This window comes from Clostridium brassicae (assembly GCF_026738875.1).
GTDB lineage: Bacteria > Bacillota > Clostridia > Clostridiales > Clostridiaceae > Clostridium_H > Clostridium_H brassicae.
Genome location: NZ_JAPQFJ010000005.1, coordinates 13,713 through 29,914 on the forward strand (window position 1 = coordinate 13,713; position 16,202 = coordinate 29,914).

Here is a 16,202-nt window from a genome sequence, read left to right on the forward strand (position 1 = left end):
GATCTAATGAAAAGAATTAGTATATTAAATGACGAAACTTCAAATAAAATTGCTGCAGGTGAAGTAGTAGAAAGACCTGCTTCTGTTGTAAAAGAATTGATAGAAAATAGTATAGATGCAGAGGCTAAGAATATAACTATAGAAATTCATGAAGGTGGTAAAAATCAAATAAAAGTCATCGATGATGGTTATGGAATACATCCTGATGATATGGGAAAAGCTTTTTTACCTCATGGAACTAGCAAAATATCTTCTTTAGAAGACATCTATAACATAAATACCTTTGGCTTTAGAGGAGAGGCTCTTCCAAGTATAGGTGCAGTATCTTCAATTAAATTAAAAAGTAGATATATTGATAACAGCTTTGGTAAAGAAATTTCTATAACTGGTAATAATTTAGACTATATAAAAGAAGTAGGGTGTAATGTAGGAACGTATGTTCAAGTTGACAATATATTTTTCAATGTACCTGCAAGACAAAAATTTTTAAAATCTACTCAAAGAGAATCTGCTTTAATATCTAATATAATAAATAGGCTTGCCTTAGCTAATCATGATATATCTTTTAAATATTATAACAATGATAAAAAATCATTAGTTACATTTGCTTCTAAAGATGTTACAGACACTATAAGAACAATCTATGGAAAAGAAGTATATAAAAATATAATTCATTTTGAAGAACACTCAGATATAGCTTCAGTATATGGATATATAGGAAATGCTGAAATCAGTAGGGGAAGTAGAAACAATCAAAATATATTTGTAAATAAAAGATACATAAAAAGCGGATTAATTACTGCTGCAGTAGAAAATGCTTTCAAATCTTTTCTTACAATAAATAAATATCCTTTTTTCGTCTTGTTTTTAGACATATATCCTGAATTTATAGATGTAAATGTGCATCCAACTAAATCAGAAATTAAATTTGAAAATGAGAGAAGCATATATAAACTAGTGTTCGATACTGTTCATAATGCAATGGCTAAGAGCGTGCGCGATTCTTATAATATGTCTTTAGATAAAGCAGATAATTCTAATCCGAAAGATATAACTGAAGATAAACTGGAAAATAATCTAGCAAAAGTTAATGATGATATTAAATCAGATAAATTAGAGCTTGTGCAAATTCCTATAGATTTAAAAAAAGAGGAATTTAAAACTAGTATTTCACCTAAGAATTTATTAACCGATAATAATATTGCTGCTCCAAATATAGTGACAAACAATAAAGAACATTTTAAAGCTAGCAATACTGAAAGTCTTAATAATTGTTTAAATGATAAAACTCCAGACACTATAAATGACAATACTGAAAAATATAATGAAATCATATATAATCAAACTAAAGAACATGAGCTCGTTGTTGAGAATAACAGTACAAGTGAATGTATAGAACCTAAGTTTCCTTCTCTAAAGATAATAGGACAGTTTAATAACACATATATCTTAGCAGAAGGAAACAATGAATTTTATATGATAGATCAACATGCCGCTCATGAAAAAGTATTATATGAAAAATATAAAAAACAAATAGGTAGTCAAGAGGTAATATCTCAAATACTAATGGTACCAGTAATTTTAGAGTTAACTCATGAGGAATTTTCATATTATGAAGAAAATCAAGATTTATTTAAACAAACTGGATTTGCTATAGAACTATTTGGTGATAATACGATAAATATAAGAGAAGCTCCTATGCTTCTCGGAAAAATCGATGTAAAAAACTTCTTTTTAGAAATTTTAGATAATATTAAGAACATGGGTTCTGGTAAGGTAGAAGAAGTAAAGTGGAGAACTATAGCTTCTCTAGCATGTAAAGCTGCTATTAAAGCTAACCATACCCTTTCCAATGGCGAAATGATAACCCTTGTGGAAACCTTAAGATATCTAGAAGAACCTTTTAACTGTCCTCATGGAAGACCTACTATTATAAGAATGACATTGAAAGACATTGAGAAAAAGTTTAAAAGAATACAATAAGAAAAGGAGAGGACTGATGAAAAGAGATTTATTTATACTTGCAGGTCCTACAGCTGTCGGAAAAACTGCCATATCTATAAATTTAGCTAAGAAGTTACATGGTGAAATTATCTCAGCAGACTCTATGCAAATATATAAATTTATGGATATAGGTTCTGCTAAAGTTAAAGATGATGAAAAACAAGGTGTACCTCATCATGTAATAGATTTTGTTGACCCTGCTCAAGACTTTAGTGTAGTGGAGTTTAAAAACGAGGCAACAAAATCTATAGAAAAGATAACTTCTAAAAACAAACTACCTATGGTGGTAGGAGGTACTGGTTTTTATATTGATTCGCTAATATTTAATTATGACTTTGCCAATACCTACAGAGATGAAGATTACCGAGAATATTTAAAAAACTTAGCTTCTGAAAAAGGTAATGAGTATGTACATTCTTTATTAAAACAGATAGACTCACAATCTTATAGCAAACTATATCCTAATGATTTAAAGAGGGTTATAAGAGCTTTAGAAGTATATAAAATCACTGGGAAAACTATAAGTGAATTTAATGCTATGCAAGATATATATGATATACCTTATAGCGTATATTATTTTGTACTCACTATGAATAGAGCTAAATTATATGAGAGAATTAATCATAGAGTAGATACAATGCTAGAAGAGGGTCTTATTGAGGAAGTTAAAAAATTAAAAGACATGGGTTTAACTGAAGATATGCAGTCTATGAAAGGAATAGGATATAAAGAAATCCTATACTATCTTGATGGTAAGTTATCTTTAGATGAAGCTATAGAAATGATAAAAAAAGGTAGCAGGAATTATGCTAAACGTCAATTGACATGGTTTAGAAAAGACAAAAGAGTTATTTGGATAGATAAAGATAATTATGAAGATAATTATCAAGTTACAGAAGCAATCATTAGTAAATTCAATGAAATGAAAAACCTTAAAATTTAAAGGATTTTATCCTTTTTTATAGAATATAAACATTATAAAAAATTGGAGGGATTGCTATGAATAAATCACCAAATAATTTGCAAGATTTATTTTTAAACAATGCTAGAAAAAACAAAATACCTGTTATAATATATTTAACTAATGGGTTCCAGTTAAAAGGTAATGTAAAAGGGTTTGATAATTTCACAGTAATACTTGATAATGATGGTAAACAAATGATGATATACAAACATGCTGTTTCTACAATAATTCCATCAAAACCTATTTTGTTCACTCAAGATGATAATAATTAAAATAGGCAATTAATTGCCTATTTTTTCATGTTTAATATATTAATCTAAAAATTAATTAATCTTATTTATATAAACATAAGATAAGATTAATTATTATGAAACAAAAGCTGAATTTTTAATATAATTGGAGGTTACTATAATGATTCAACAAATGAAAGAAGAATTAGCTTTAAAATACGGTATTAGCTCTAATATAATTGAGTTGTATAACCAAGCTATAGAGGACATTAAAGATAAGTTTGAAGCTTTAGATGAAATAAGAGAATTTAACCAATTAAAAGTCTTAAATGCTATGCAAGAAGAGAGAATAAGTGAATGTCACTTCACCAATTCTAGCGGATACGGATATGGTGATATGGGAAGGGACTCTTTAGATAAAGTATACGCTAGAATATTCAACTGTGAAGCTGCCCTTGTAAGACCTCACTTCGTTAATGGAACTCACGCCTTAGGAGCTGCTTTATTTGGGAACTTAAGACCTGGCGATACTATGATATCAGTGTGCGGTAAACCTTATGATACACTTCATAGCGTTATTGGTATAGATGGTGATGAAAGAATAGGTTCTTTAAAAGAATTTGGGGTACTGTACAAACAAATCGAGCTTAAAGAAGATGGGAAACCAGATATACAGGCCATTAAAAAAATGATAGCAGGGGATACAACAATAAAACTTGTTCACATCCAAAGATCTACAGGATATGGATGGAGAAGAGCTCTTTCTATAAATGATATAAAAGAAATAGTTGATTGTGTTAAATCAATAAGAAACAATATAATTTGTTTTGTAGATAATTGCTACGGTGAATTTATTGATATTTTAGAGCCAACAGATATAGGAGCTGATTTAGTTGCAGGTTCACTTATTAAAAACATAGGTGGAGGAATAGCGCCTACAGGAGGTTATATTGCTGGAACTAAAGAATGTGTAGAACAATCTTCTTACAGATTAACCGTTCCTGGCATAGGGGGAGAATGTGGCTCCACTTTCGGAGTTATGAGATCTATGTATCAAGGATTATTCTTTGCCCCTCATGTAGCCATAGAAGCATTAAAAGGTGCTATTTTCTGTGCTAGAATAATGGAACTAGCAGGTTTCGAAGTACTTCCTAGATTTGATGAGGATAGAAGTGATATAATTCAAGCTATAAAATTCAACGATAAAGAAAAATTAATTAAATTCTGCCAAGGTATCCAGCTAGGTTCTCCTATAGATTCATTTGTATCTTGTGAACCATGGAATATGCCAGGATACGCTGATCAAGTAATAATGGCTGCTGGGGCATTCGTACAAGGTTCTTCAATTGAACTATCCGCAGATGCACCAATAAGAGAACCATACATCGCTTATCTCCAAGGCGGTTTAACTTTTGATCACGCAAAAATAGGTGTGCTTATTGCATTAAATAAAATACTAAATAACAATCAATAAATAAAAAGCAGCTGTGAGAAGCAGGACCTCTCTTCAGCTGTTTTTAGTACCTTCTGAACAAACCTATTATTTTACCAATAATCTTACAATCATCTACTATTATAGGTTCCATAGCCTTATTTTCTGGCTGAAGCCTAATATGATCTTTTTCTTTAAAAAATCTCTTTATTGTAGCCTCATTTTCAATTAGCGCTACAACAATCTCTCCATTTTCCGCATAATTTGTTTTCTCTATTATCGCTAAATCCCCATCTAAAATACCAGCATCAATCATACTTTCCCCTGAAACATTTAACATAAATACATCCTTATTACTAGGCATAAAATTCAATGCAATAGGAAATGTATCTTCTATATTTTCTACGGCTAATATTGGTTCACCAGCAGTTACTTTCCCCACGATAGGAACGCTAAGCATTTCTTTTTTTATAGGAGGATCTTTTAAAATTTCTATAGTTCTAGGCTTAGTAGAGTCTCTTCTTATCATGCCTTTTTTCTCTAATTTTGAAAGATGCCCATGAACTGTAGACGTAGAACTTAATCCAACTCCCTTACATATCTCTCTTACAGAAGGTGGGTATCCTTTTTGGAGAATATGCTTTTTGATAAATTCGTAAACTTCCATTTGTTTCTCCGGCTTACTTTTACCCATATCTATGCACCTCTCTTTTTAATTTGAATTATATCATATATTTCCAAAAATATCAAACTAATGTTCTTAAAAAATTTGATTATGTTGTTCTATTCTGATATAATACCTTTGAAATACTATTAAAGGAGAAATATAATATGTTAAAATACTGTATCTTGCAATTAAATAAACCCTGTACCAACTGCGGCGACTGTAATAAATGTGATTTAAATTCATCAAAAATATGTAATAATTGTGGTAAATGTTTGCAAATGGAAGGTTATGATTCTAAAGCTATAGGAATAGATGAAATAGTAGAAGAGAACATAGCCGTAGAAGAAAATTTCTCATCAGAAGAATACAATAATAAGGAAGAATTAATCGAAAAATACGCTAAACATAATTCTAATCTAAAAAATAAAGACATAAAAATAGAATACATAGAGGATATAGATGGACTTAATGAAGTGTTAGAAGAAAATGAAGATGAGAAAAAATCCATGAAAGAAGTATTTCCAGGTTTATTTGTATTCGATAATGATAAAGGGGAGTAAAGAGCATAAAAATGTTCTTCACTCCTCACTTAAAGGATTCAAACTTACGGCTTTTCTCAATGATTCATCATCAACATGGGTATAAATTTGAGTAGTAGAAACATTTTCATGCCCTAAAATCTTCTGAAGACTTCTAATATCTACATTTCCATATTTATACATTAGTGTAGCTGCTGTATGCCTCAATTTATGTGGAGTGTATTTTTCTTTATCCAAACCTGCTTTTTCAAGATATTTCTTTACTAATAATTCAACACTTCTTTTGCTGATTCTTCTATTATTCTTACTTATAAATAAAGCATCTTTATCTCCAATATGTATTTTATCATATTTTTTATTTCTAATAGGAACATACGATTCTATGGACTTCAAACAAGCTTTATTAAGATAAACAGTTCTTTCTTTATTACCTTTACCAATTATAGTTAAAGTATCTCCTTTAATCCTAGATATATCTATACTACATAACTCCGAAAGTCTTAATCCACAGTTTAAAAATAAAGTTATTATGCAATAATCTCTCTCTTTTGCTTGTCCATCTATAGAGGAAAGCAGTCTTTTACTTTCATCTAAAGTTAAATAAACAGGATTTCTTTTATTTATTTTTGGAGATTCTAGTTCTGAAGCTGGATTTTCTTCAAGTATCTTAGCTTTTCCAAATAAATATTTAAAAAAAGATTTAAGAGAGGCGACCTTTCTAGCTCTAGCATAATTTCCATTATTCCTATAATTTTCAGCAAAAGATATAAAAGCGTATAGATCAGATAATTTTATTTTTCTAATAAAAGCTTTATCAATATCATCAATAGGTATTTTATCAAAATCTACATTAGATTCTACATAACCTTTGTAGAGTTTTAAAAATCTAAAAAACATAGTTAAATCCCATTTATATCCCTTTATTGTATTGGGGGATTTTCCTTTTATAGTACCTAAATAGTTTAAAAATTCATTTAAATATTCTGGCAAAGTGTTGTCGTATATTTCTCTTAGTGTATAATTCATAAACCCCTCCTATTTTTCCTATTTAACTTCGCTAAATTTACATTTAGCGAAGTTGCTTATGTATTTTTTATGTTAATTATATACTATTTTTAGTTATATGTAAAATATACTTCATCACTAACTAATATATATCCATATAAGCCATATATCTTCATTTAATTATTATACTTATATAATAACTCCTCAATAAATTTGTTTAATTAAATTTTTAACTATAAAATACAATATGACGTTTAAAATCTCTTTATAAATCACACAAAAGCAAAAATCTTGTTTATTTACAAAAAATATTTTCATTTTCAATTCAAACTTAGTTTTATACTTTTGGAATTTACTTTAACTTTATTTTTTATATAAATGGATGTATATATAAATTATATCGAAAGATTTTCATTTAATAATCAATATTTTCATATATCGATTTTCTATTTTAATTAAATATTTATTTTTATTTATTATCTTTTTATATTTATTATTTTTTATGATTTGTTATTTTTAAATATTTATTATTTAAGAATGTATTATGTTATTTAATTTTTAATATTAATTCATATGCAATACTATAAAATATACAATAGTGTTAGATGTACAGTACTATTATATAATTAATATTTTTTAAAATACATTGTCATTTCATTTTTTCCAACTAACAGTGATGAAAATTTATTTTAATTACTCAATCTACATAATTTCCATTTAGCATATTTCATTTAATGCAAAAAGAGGGAGAGAAAAAATATATAAAATAGAAAGAGATTGATATGAGCTCACAACTCATATCAATCTCAAAAATAAACTTCTAAATAACTACACATTTATAGAAACATCTATATTTAATTCTTCTTTATATTCTTCTATAATTGGATTTATATAATCTTTTATAAAATTATCTACTTGCCCTGGAGCCCTTCCTACAAAATTTTTAGGATCAATAATAGATAATATTTCTTCTTTATTCATAAGAAAAGACTCATCATTAATTATCCTTTCAATTAAATCATTATTAAGACCCTCTTCTTTAACTCTTTTTCCTGCTTCCATAGATAAAGTCCTTATTTTTTCGTGTAACTCTTGCCTATCCCCTCCCCTCTTTACAGCTTCCATCAATATATTTTCAGTAGCCATAAAAGGAAGTTCGTTTTCCACATGAGCGGCTATAACTTTTTCGTACACAACCATATTACTAGATATATTTATATATAAATTTAAAACTCCATCCAAAGCTAAAAATGCTTCTGACACCGCTAATCGTTTGTTTGCAGAATCATCTAATGTTCTTTCAAACCATTGAGTTCCAGCGGTAATTGCCGGATTAAGAGAGTTAACTATTATATGTCTGCTTAAAGCGCTTATTCTTTCAGACCTCATAGGGTTTCTTTTATAAGCCATAGCTGATGATCCCACTTGCTTTTTTTCAAAAGGTTCTTCCATCTCTTTCATACTTTGAAGCAACCTTAAGTCATTACTAAACTTATACGCACTTTGCGCTATTTCAGAAAGAACATTCAAAACTATTGAATCAACTTTTCTAGGATAAGTTTGACCAGTAACAGCATATGTATTTGCAAACCCCATTTTTCCAGATACTAATTTATCTAATTTCTTAACCAATTCTTCATTGTTATCAAATAACTTCATAAAACTTGCTTGAGTTCCTGTAGTTCCCTTTACCCCTCTCAACTTCAAACTATCTATAACAAAATTAATTCTTTCTACATCTAAAAGAAGATCTTGAATCCATAGGGTAGCTCTCTTACCAACCGTTGTAAGTTGAGCTGGTTGTAAATGAGTAAATCCCAAAGTAGGAAGTTCTTTATATTTCAATGCAAATTTGGATAAATTACTTACTACAGATAAAACCTTGTTTCTTATTATTATTAATGCTTCCTTCATTATTATTAAATCTGTATTATCCCCTACATAGCAACTAGTTGCCCCTAAATGTATAATCCCTTTTGCCTTAGGACATTGAAGCCCATAAGCATAAACATGACTCATTACATCATGACGTATTTCTTTTTCTTTTTTCTCAGCATCTTCATAATTTATACATTCTACATTTTCTTTTAATTCACAAATCTGTTCCTCAGATATATTTAAACCTAATTCTTTTTCACTTTCTGCTAAAGCTACCCAAAGCTTTCTCCATGTTTTAAATTTTTTTTCATCAGAAAAAAGGTATGACATCTCAAGAGATGCATATCTACTAGTCAAAGGTGTATTATAAACATTTCTTACCATATATAAAAAACCTCCATAACCATATGTTTTAAAGTTATACTGCGTTTATAATTCATATTATAACATATATTATTTATATTTGTAATATTTTTATTCGTATTTATGTGTTTGTTCTATTTTTTTAGGACAAGTAATATACTTTTACTAAGTAATATTTTGAATAATTAGGGGGTACATATGTATAAGTTAAATTCAATAGACAAAATTTCTTTTGTGCTTATTATAATTGGCGCTATTAACTGGGGAGTTATAGGATTATTTGATAAAAACCTAGTAAACTTACTTTTCAGTTTCGCACCGCTCGTAGAACGTTTAATTTACATTTTGATAGGGTTAAGTGCTATAAATACCATTTTATTCATTAAGAAAAGTAACTATTCTCAAAATAAATAAAAGGCTATAATAAGCCTTTTATTTATTCTTCTATAGATTCTATTAGCTTAGCAATCTCTTCAGTAGCTAAAGTTTCATCATCCCCTGAAGCTATGACAGTTACAGGTGAATCTTTAGTAACTCCTAAAGAAAGAACTCCAATTAAACTCTTAATATTTGCTTTTTTATCTTTATATTCAAGATATATATCTGATTTAAAAGAAGATGCTTTCTTTACTAACAAAGTAGCAGGTCTAGCATGTAATCCTGTTGAACATTTTACTACAGCTTCCTTTTTAATCATTTTTTCGTCACCCCTTATCCTTTTTTTACACTATGTATTATAGTCACAAGACTATTATAACATTTTTTTTCAATTTCTCAACTTATAAATACAAATTTGTATATACTATTCTAATTTTAGTAAGAATTTTTGAATTTTTTCTAATCCTTTTTCTATATTTTCCATAGATGTAGCATAAGAAACTCTTATGTAGTCACCTAATCCAAATGCATCACCTGGAATTACAGCTACATTTTCCTCTTCCAATAGAACTCTAGAAAATTCTAAAGAATCATTTATAACAGATTCTTTTATTTTTTTCCCATAAAAATTCGAAACATCAATCATAATATAAAAGGCACCATCAGCCTTTAAACAGGAAACTTTATCAATTTTATTTATTCTATCAATCATAGAGTCTCTTCTTTTTTCAAATTCTTTAACCATCAAATTCATTGAAGATTGGTCTCCATTCAATGCTTCTAAAGCTGCATATTGAGCAATAGAATTAGGGTTAGATGTTGTATGACTTTGAATACTTGACATTAACTTTATAATTTCCTTACTACTTGCAGCATAACCAATTCTCCACCCTGTCATAGCATAAGATTTAGAAACACCATTAATTACAATAGCCCTATTATATGCATCTTCAGATAAACTAGCAATGCTGATATGTTTATTATCTCCATAAATTAATTTTTCATATATTTCATCTGATATTATTATTAAATTGTATTTTTTAGCGAAATCAGCAATCATCTTTAGTTCATCTCTTGTATAAATACACCCAGTAGGATTATTAGGACTATTTACAATTATAGCCCTTGTATTTGCGGTAATACATTCCTCAAGAACATCTAAAGAGTATTTATAACCATTACTCTTTTTATTATTAACAAACACAGGCACTCCATCTGCCAACTTTATTAATTCTGGATAACTAACCCAATATGGGGTAGGAACTAAAACTTCATCTCCTCTATTAAGTATAGCTTGAAAAGCATTAGCTAAACATTGCTTAGCCCCTGTAGAAATAATTATTTGATCATTAGAATAATCTAATCCATTATCTGATTTGAATTTATTAACAATAGCTTCCTTTAGTTCATTTATACCCGATGCAGCAGTATATTTAGTTAACCCATTTTTTATAGCTTTTATAGCTGCATTTTGTATATTTTCAGGTGTATTAAAATCAGGTTCCCCCGCACCAAAACTCACAACATCAATACCATTTTTAGACATTTCCTTAGCTTTTGCAGTAATTGATAAAGTTAAAGATGGCGCTATTTGTTTTGCTTTACTTGATAAATTCATAAACACTTCCCCTATCTATTAAAGTTTATATAAAAAAATATATCATTTATTAACAAAAGTGTAAATCATAAATTAAATTTATTTTATCACATTTAAGGATTATATATTAATAAATTTATTAATAAAAAAAGCACAGTCTCTTATTTAATTAAAAGACTCCGCTTTTTTATCTTTAAATTTACTTTGCATACTCAATGGCCCTGATCTCACGTATTATATTAACTTTAATTTGACCAGGATACTCTAATTCTTTTTCTATTGTTTTAACTATATTTCTAGCCATTTCGATACACTCAGCATCATTAATTTGCTCTGGTTTAACCATAATCCTAACTTCTCTTCCTGCTTGTATAGCATATGACTTTTCTACACCCTCATAGGAATTCGCTATTTCTTCAAGTTTTTCTAATCTCTTAATATAAGCTTCTAAAGTTTCTCTTCTTGCCCCAGGTCTTGCTGCTGATATAGCATCCGCAGCTTGAACTAAAATCGCTTCTATTGAATCATATTCAACATCACCATGATGAGCCGCAATAGCGTTCACTATTATAGAAGACTCATGATGTTTTTTTGCAATTTCAGCACCTATGAGTGCATGTGGTCCTTCAATTTCATGATCTACAGCTTTACCAATATCATGTAGCAAACCTGCTCTTTTAGCCATTGTCGGATCTATTCCTAACTCTGAAGCCATAACACCTGCTAAATAAGAAACTTCTATAGAATGCTTCAAAACATTTTGACCGTAACTTGTTCTATACTTTAATCTTCCTAAAAGTTTTATTAACTCTTGATGAAGACCATGTACACCTGTTTCGAATGTTACCTGTTCGCCTTCTTCTTTTATATCGTTTTCTACTTCTTTTTTAGCTTTTTCTACCATCTCTTCAATTCTTGCTGGATGAATTCTACCGTCGATAATCAATTTTTCAAGAGCTATGCGAGCAACCTGTCTTCTTATAGGATCAAACCCAGATAAAATTACAGCTTCAGGAGTGTCATCGATTATTAAATCTACTCCTGTTAGAGTTTCTAATGTTCTTATATTTCTTCCTTCTCTACCAATAATTCTACCCTTCATTTCATCATTCGGAAGAGCCACTACATGTACAGTACTCTCTGCCACATGATCTGCTGCACATCTTTGTATAGCACAAGAAATTACTTCTCTAGCCTTTTTGTCAGCTTCTTCTTTAGCTTTGTTTTCCATATCTTTGATCATCATAGCAGTTTCATGTTTGATTTCTTTTCTAGTTTCTTCCAGTAAAATTTGACGAGCTTCTTCGGAAGTCAAACCAGATAATCTTTCAAGTTCTTGTCGTTGTTTTTCGTAAAGCTCTTCTATACTAGCTTCTTTCTCTTCTACTTCCTGTTGTTTTTTATTAAGTGCTTCTTCTTTTTTCTCAATTGCATCACTCTTCTTATCCAACAATTCTTCACGTTGAATATTTCTTCTTTCCAATCTTTGAAGCTCATTACGTCTTTCCCTTGATTCTTTTTCAAAATCATTTCTTAACCTATGAACTTCTTCTTTAGCTTCCAAAATAGCTTCTTTCTTTATAGATTCTGCATTTTTTTCAGCTTCTCCTACTATATCCTTTGCCTTAATCTCAGCTTCCGAAATCTTTGCTTGTGATATATTTTTTCTAACGTATACTGTTACAAACACAAATAAAATAACAACAGCAAAAAGCACTAAGTACATAAAATTATTATTACTCAAAACAACACCTCCTCACTATTCTATTTTGAATAAACCATAGTAAGCATTAGCGAAGTTTAGAAAGGTGTTTTATATTTACTTATATATAAATATCATTTTCACATGTTAAACCAGTATTTGTATTCATTTTATATTATTTTTAAATTTATGTCAAGTTTATGAAAAAACTGCTGAAAATCTTTATATCGCATAAATTAATCTTGCTTGTTCTTATATTATATCCATTTGTACAAATAAAAAGACACTTTTATTAAGTAAAATACCTAAAAAGTGTCTTTTTATTACATATTATTTTTTTTCTTTATTAGACTCTTTTTCACTATCAGCTTTTTTTTCTACCTTATTAGCCATATTTCTTTTTGGCAAATCGTGTTTATCTCTAATTTGGTTCTCTACTTCATATAAAACATTGGTATTTTCCCTTAAAAATTGTTTAGCATTTTCTCTTCCTTGACCTAAACGAATATCTTTATAAGAAAACCAAGAACCACTCTTTTGGATTATTTCTTCATCTACACCAACATCAAGCACATTACCTTCATATGAAATACCAGTTCCATACATTATGTCAAATTCAGCTTGTTTAAATGGAGGTGCTACCTTATTTTTAACAACCTTCACTCTTGTTCTATTACCTAAAAACTCATCTCCCTGTTTAATAGTTTCTATTCTTCTAACATCTAATCTTACAGAAGAATAGAATTTTAAAGCTCTACCACCTGGAGTTGTTTCAGGATTTCCAAACATAATTCCAACTTTTTCTCTTAATTGATTTATAAATATTGTTGAACATCTTGATTTGTTAATAGCTCCTGCCAATTTTCTTAGAGCTTGAGACATAAGTCTTGCTTGAAGTCCTACATGAGAATCTCCCATTTCACCTTCTATTTCAGCTTTTGGTACTAAAGCTGCAACTGAGTCAATTATTATTATATCTACTGCACCAGATCTTACTAGAGCCTCACAAATTTCCAATGCTTGTTCTCCCGTATCTGGTTGAGAAACTACTAAGTTATCAATGTCAACTCCCAATGCTTTTGCATAAATAGGATCTAGAGCATGCTCCGCATCTATAAAAGCTGCGGTTCCTCCTGCCTTTTGAGTTTCCGCAACAATATGTAGCGCAACTGTAGTTTTACCTGATGACTCAGGTCCAAACACTTCAATTATTCTACCTCTTGGTATTCCACCTATTCCTAGTGCTATATCTAAAGATAAACTTCCTGTTGAAATAGACTCCACATTAAGCACACTATCTTCTCCAAGTTTCATTACTGAACCTTTTCCAAATTGTTTTTCGATTTGATTCATAGCCGCTTGCAACGCTTTTAATTTTTCACTATCCATATATATCCCCGAAGGGGTCACCATCCTTTCTTATCGAACACTCGTTCTATTACAATTATATAACATTTTATATCTTAGGTCAACATTATAATAATATAAAAGTTCCTATTAGTTGGTAATATAGGAACTTATTAGTAATTATATCCATTTAAAAATAATTTAATCAGTTTTCAGTGCTAAGAGCACTTTTATTTTTTATAAAATAATCAAGTCCCGATATAATAGTTATCACAGTGCAAATGCCTAATGATATGTATGTTATATATACTATAAAAGCAGGACTATATATAAGTTTAATTAAAGCAACTATAATAGCTGTCATTTGAGAAACAGTTTTTATTTTTCCCCACCAACTAGCTGCTATAACAACGCCCTCTGCAGCTGCAACTGCCCTTAGCCCAGTTACAGCAAATTCTCTTGCTATTATTATCATAGCTACCCATGTAGGTACAACCCCATGTTCAACTAAAGAAACAAGAGCAGAAGTAACTAAAAGTTTGTCTGCTAGTGGATCCATGAACTTACCAAATTTCGTTACTTGATTTCTACTTCTCGCAATGTATCCATCTAATTTATCTGTGAAGGATGCAGCTGCAAAAATCACAATAGCTATAATAGTACCTAGAGTAGTATTTAAAGAAATAAATACTAAAAAACCAGGTATTAGTATAATTCTCAATATTGTTAATTTATTTGCAAGATTCATCGCATACAACTCCTATTAAATCATATTCTAAAGCCTCTTTTATTGAAACTTCTATAAAATCACCTATATTTAATATTTTATCACACTTAAAGAAAATTGCACCATCTATTTCTGGAGACATTTCATAGCTTCTTCCAATCCAGTACTCTTCATTTTTTCCTTCCACTAACACTTTATATCTTTTGCCTATCTTTTGACTATTATTCTCTTTAGAAACTCTCTGCTGTATGAGCATTAACTCTTCTTCTCTTTTTTCTTTAATATCAGTTTCTATCTGATTTTCCATTTTAGCTGCTGGTGTATTTTCTTCCTGAGAGTATTTAAATACCCCAAGCTTATCAAATTTTATTTCGGATATAAAATCTTTTAGTTCATTAAATTCAGAATCAGTTTCTCCTGGAAAACCTACAATTATTGAAGTACGTAAAGATAAATCTTTTATCTTAGCTTTTAATTTTAAAATATTACTAATTATTTCTTCTTTAGTACCTTTTCTGTTCATTCTCTTCAATACTGAATTGCTTATATGTTGTATAGGAATATCTAAATAATTACACACTTTATCATTAGTCGCTATCTCCTCTATTAATTCATCTGTAATTTCTTCTGGATAACAGTATAATACCCTTATCCACTCTAAGTCATTTATTTTAGATATTTCCTTTATCAATTCTGGCAGCTTATGTTCATTATATAAATCAATTCCATAACGAGTAGTATCTTGAGCAACTAATATTAATTCTTTAACACCATTTTCAACTAATTCTTTTGCTTCTGTAAGTATATTTTCCATTTTCCTGCTTCTATATTTACCTCTTATTTTAGGGATAACACAATATGTACAAAAATTACTGCAACCTTCACCTATTCTTAGATAAGCACTATGTGAAGGAGTAGTAAGTATTCTTTTACCTTCATTAATTATAGTATCACTATAATTACAATTACGTATTCTATCTATAGTCTTTTTATTAAAAAAACATTCTATATAATCATTTAATTTCTTGTAATCATTCACCCCTAACATAATATCAATCTCTGGTATAAGATTATGTAATTCATCAGAGTATCTTTGTGTAAGACATCCTGTTGCAATTAAAAGTTTACATTTCTCATTCTTATATTCAGACATTTCTAATATGGTATTTATAGATTCTTCTTTTGAGCTTTCAATAAATCCGCATGTATTCACAATAATTATATCTGCTTCTTTTGGGTTATTTACTATTTTGTATTTATCATATAAACTGCCTAATATTAATTCAGAATCAATCCTATTTTTATCACATCCTAAACTAACAAGTCCTATACTATATTTGGTCACTTGATTTCCTCCTTAAAGTTAATT

15 protein-coding genes are annotated in these 16,202 nt (G+C 29.1%); 6 read left to right on the forward strand and 9 right to left on the reverse strand.

Features of this window, described 5'->3' with window-relative positions; translation table 11 throughout:
- Positions 1-6 precede the first annotated feature (6 nt).
- From mutL to OW729_RS06390, 4 genes are all read left to right on the forward strand, one after another.
- The gene (gene mutL / locus OW729_RS06375; protein ID WP_268060645.1) at positions 7-1,983 is read left to right on the forward strand and encodes a DNA mismatch repair endonuclease MutL; all 1,977 of its coding nucleotides are present in this window, start codon (positions 7-9) and stop codon (positions 1,981-1,983) included.
- A gap of 16 nt (positions 1,984-1,999) precedes the next feature.
- On the forward strand, positions 2,000-2,947 hold the full coding sequence (gene miaA / locus OW729_RS06380) for a tRNA (adenosine(37)-N6)-dimethylallyltransferase MiaA (protein ID WP_268060646.1): 948 nt from the start codon (positions 2,000-2,002) through the stop codon (positions 2,945-2,947).
- A 56-nt stretch (positions 2,948-3,003) separates the two neighbouring features.
- Entirely contained in the window at positions 3,004-3,240 is a 237-nt protein-coding gene (gene hfq / locus OW729_RS06385) for an RNA chaperone Hfq (RefSeq protein ID WP_268060647.1), read from the forward strand.
- A gap of 151 nt (positions 3,241-3,391) precedes the next feature.
- Positions 3,392-4,672: a methionine gamma-lyase family protein gene (locus tag OW729_RS06390; RefSeq protein ID WP_407647647.1), complete on the forward strand. Its 1,281-nt coding sequence runs from the start codon at positions 3,392-3,394 to the stop codon at positions 4,670-4,672.
- Between the two features lie 43 nt (positions 4,673-4,715).
- Here the strand turns inward: OW729_RS06390 and lexA are convergent, their stop codons facing one another.
- A complete protein-coding gene (lexA, locus tag OW729_RS06395; protein ID WP_268060649.1) occupies positions 4,716-5,324 on the reverse strand; it encodes a transcriptional repressor LexA in 609 nt (202 codons plus the stop codon).
- Positions 5,325-5,461: 137 nt separating this feature from the next.
- Between lexA and OW729_RS06400 the strand changes: the two genes are divergently transcribed.
- A complete protein-coding gene (locus OW729_RS06400; protein ID WP_268060650.1) occupies positions 5,462-5,857 on the forward strand; it encodes a hypothetical protein in 396 nt (131 codons plus the stop codon).
- An 18-nt stretch (positions 5,858-5,875) separates the two neighbouring features.
- Here the strand turns inward: OW729_RS06400 and OW729_RS06405 are convergent, their stop codons facing one another.
- Together OW729_RS06405 and purB are read right to left on the reverse strand one after the other, a co-directional pair.
- Positions 5,876-6,862 carry a tyrosine recombinase XerC gene (locus OW729_RS06405; RefSeq protein ID WP_268060651.1) on the reverse strand — a complete coding sequence of 329 codons (987 nt, stop codon included), beginning with the start codon at positions 6,860-6,862 and terminating at the stop codon, positions 5,876-5,878.
- Between the two features lie 807 nt (positions 6,863-7,669).
- On the reverse strand, positions 7,670-9,103 hold the full coding sequence (purB, locus tag OW729_RS06410) for an adenylosuccinate lyase (RefSeq protein ID WP_268060652.1): 1,434 nt from the start codon (positions 9,101-9,103) through the stop codon (positions 7,670-7,672).
- Between the two features lie 177 nt (positions 9,104-9,280).
- Between purB and OW729_RS06415 the strand changes: the two genes are divergently transcribed.
- Positions 9,281-9,496 (forward strand): DUF378 domain-containing protein, encoded by a 216-nt coding sequence (locus tag OW729_RS06415; RefSeq protein ID WP_268060653.1) that lies wholly within the window; start codon positions 9,281-9,283, stop codon positions 9,494-9,496.
- A gap of 22 nt (positions 9,497-9,518) precedes the next feature.
- On the opposite strand, the gene OW729_RS06420 is transcribed toward OW729_RS06415, so the two are convergent.
- The 6 genes from OW729_RS06420 to rimO all read right to left on the reverse strand — a co-directional run bounded on the left by OW729_RS06420 (position 9,519) and on the right by rimO (position 16,178).
- Complete coding sequence (locus OW729_RS06420; RefSeq protein WP_268060654.1) at positions 9,519-9,779, reverse strand: HPr family phosphocarrier protein; 261 nt, start codon at positions 9,777-9,779, stop codon at positions 9,519-9,521.
- A gap of 105 nt (positions 9,780-9,884) precedes the next feature.
- Positions 9,885-11,078 (reverse strand): pyridoxal phosphate-dependent aminotransferase, encoded by a 1,194-nt coding sequence (locus OW729_RS06425; protein ID WP_268060655.1) that lies wholly within the window; start codon positions 11,076-11,078, stop codon positions 9,885-9,887.
- Between the two features lie 178 nt (positions 11,079-11,256).
- Positions 11,257-12,783, reverse strand: coding sequence for a ribonuclease Y (rny, locus tag OW729_RS06430; protein WP_268060822.1), 1,527 nt, complete (start codon positions 12,781-12,783; stop codon positions 11,257-11,259).
- A 306-nt stretch (positions 12,784-13,089) separates the two neighbouring features.
- Positions 13,090-14,148, reverse strand: coding sequence for a recombinase RecA (gene recA / locus OW729_RS06435; protein ID WP_268060656.1), 1,059 nt, complete (start codon positions 14,146-14,148; stop codon positions 13,090-13,092).
- 163 nt (positions 14,149-14,311) lie between these two features.
- Positions 14,312-14,854, reverse strand: coding sequence for a CDP-diacylglycerol--glycerol-3-phosphate 3-phosphatidyltransferase (gene pgsA, locus OW729_RS06440; protein ID WP_268060657.1), 543 nt, complete (start codon positions 14,852-14,854; stop codon positions 14,312-14,314).
- Positions 14,838-16,178, reverse strand: a complete 1,341-nt coding sequence (rimO, locus tag OW729_RS06445) for a 30S ribosomal protein S12 methylthiotransferase RimO (RefSeq protein WP_268060658.1) — start codon at positions 16,176-16,178, stop codon at positions 14,838-14,840. The genes pgsA and rimO overlap by 17 nt, the downstream gene beginning before the upstream one ends.
- Positions 16,179-16,202: the final 24 nt, after the last annotated feature.

Excerpts from the sequence above, each read along its gene's own strand:
- mutL (WP_268060645.1), top strand. The coding sequence starts at position 7 with ATGAAAAGAATTAGTATATTAAATGACGAAACTTCAAATAAAATTGCT.
- miaA (WP_268060646.1), top strand. The coding sequence starts at position 2,000 with ATGAAAAGAGATTTATTTATACTTGCAGGTCCTACAGCTGTCGGAAAA.
- hfq (WP_268060647.1), top strand. The coding sequence starts at position 3,004 with ATGAATAAATCACCAAATAATTTGCAAGATTTATTTTTAAACAATGCT.
- OW729_RS06390 (WP_407647647.1), top strand. The coding sequence starts at position 3,392 with ATGAAAGAAGAATTAGCTTTAAAATACGGTATTAGCTCTAATATAATT.
- lexA (WP_268060649.1), bottom strand. The coding sequence starts at position 5,324 with ATGGGTAAAAGTAAGCCGGAGAAACAAATGGAAGTTTACGAATTTATC.
- OW729_RS06400 (WP_268060650.1), top strand. The coding sequence starts at position 5,462 with ATGTTAAAATACTGTATCTTGCAATTAAATAAACCCTGTACCAACTGC.
- OW729_RS06405 (WP_268060651.1), bottom strand. The coding sequence starts at position 6,862 with ATGAATTATACACTAAGAGAAATATACGACAACACTTTGCCAGAATAT.
- purB (WP_268060652.1), bottom strand. The coding sequence starts at position 9,103 with ATGGTAAGAAATGTTTATAATACACCTTTGACTAGTAGATATGCATCT.
- OW729_RS06415 (WP_268060653.1), top strand. The coding sequence starts at position 9,281 with ATGTATAAGTTAAATTCAATAGACAAAATTTCTTTTGTGCTTATTATA.
- OW729_RS06420 (WP_268060654.1), bottom strand. The coding sequence starts at position 9,779 with ATGATTAAAAAGGAAGCTGTAGTAAAATGTTCAACAGGATTACATGCT.
- OW729_RS06425 (WP_268060655.1), bottom strand. The coding sequence starts at position 11,078 with ATGAATTTATCAAGTAAAGCAAAACAAATAGCGCCATCTTTAACTTTA.
- rny (WP_268060822.1), bottom strand. The coding sequence starts at position 12,783 with ATGTACTTAGTGCTTTTTGCTGTTGTTATTTTATTTGTGTTTGTAACA.
- recA (WP_268060656.1), bottom strand. The coding sequence starts at position 14,148 with ATGGATAGTGAAAAATTAAAAGCGTTGCAAGCGGCTATGAATCAAATC.
- pgsA (WP_268060657.1), bottom strand. The coding sequence starts at position 14,854 with ATGAATCTTGCAAATAAATTAACAATATTGAGAATTATACTAATACCT.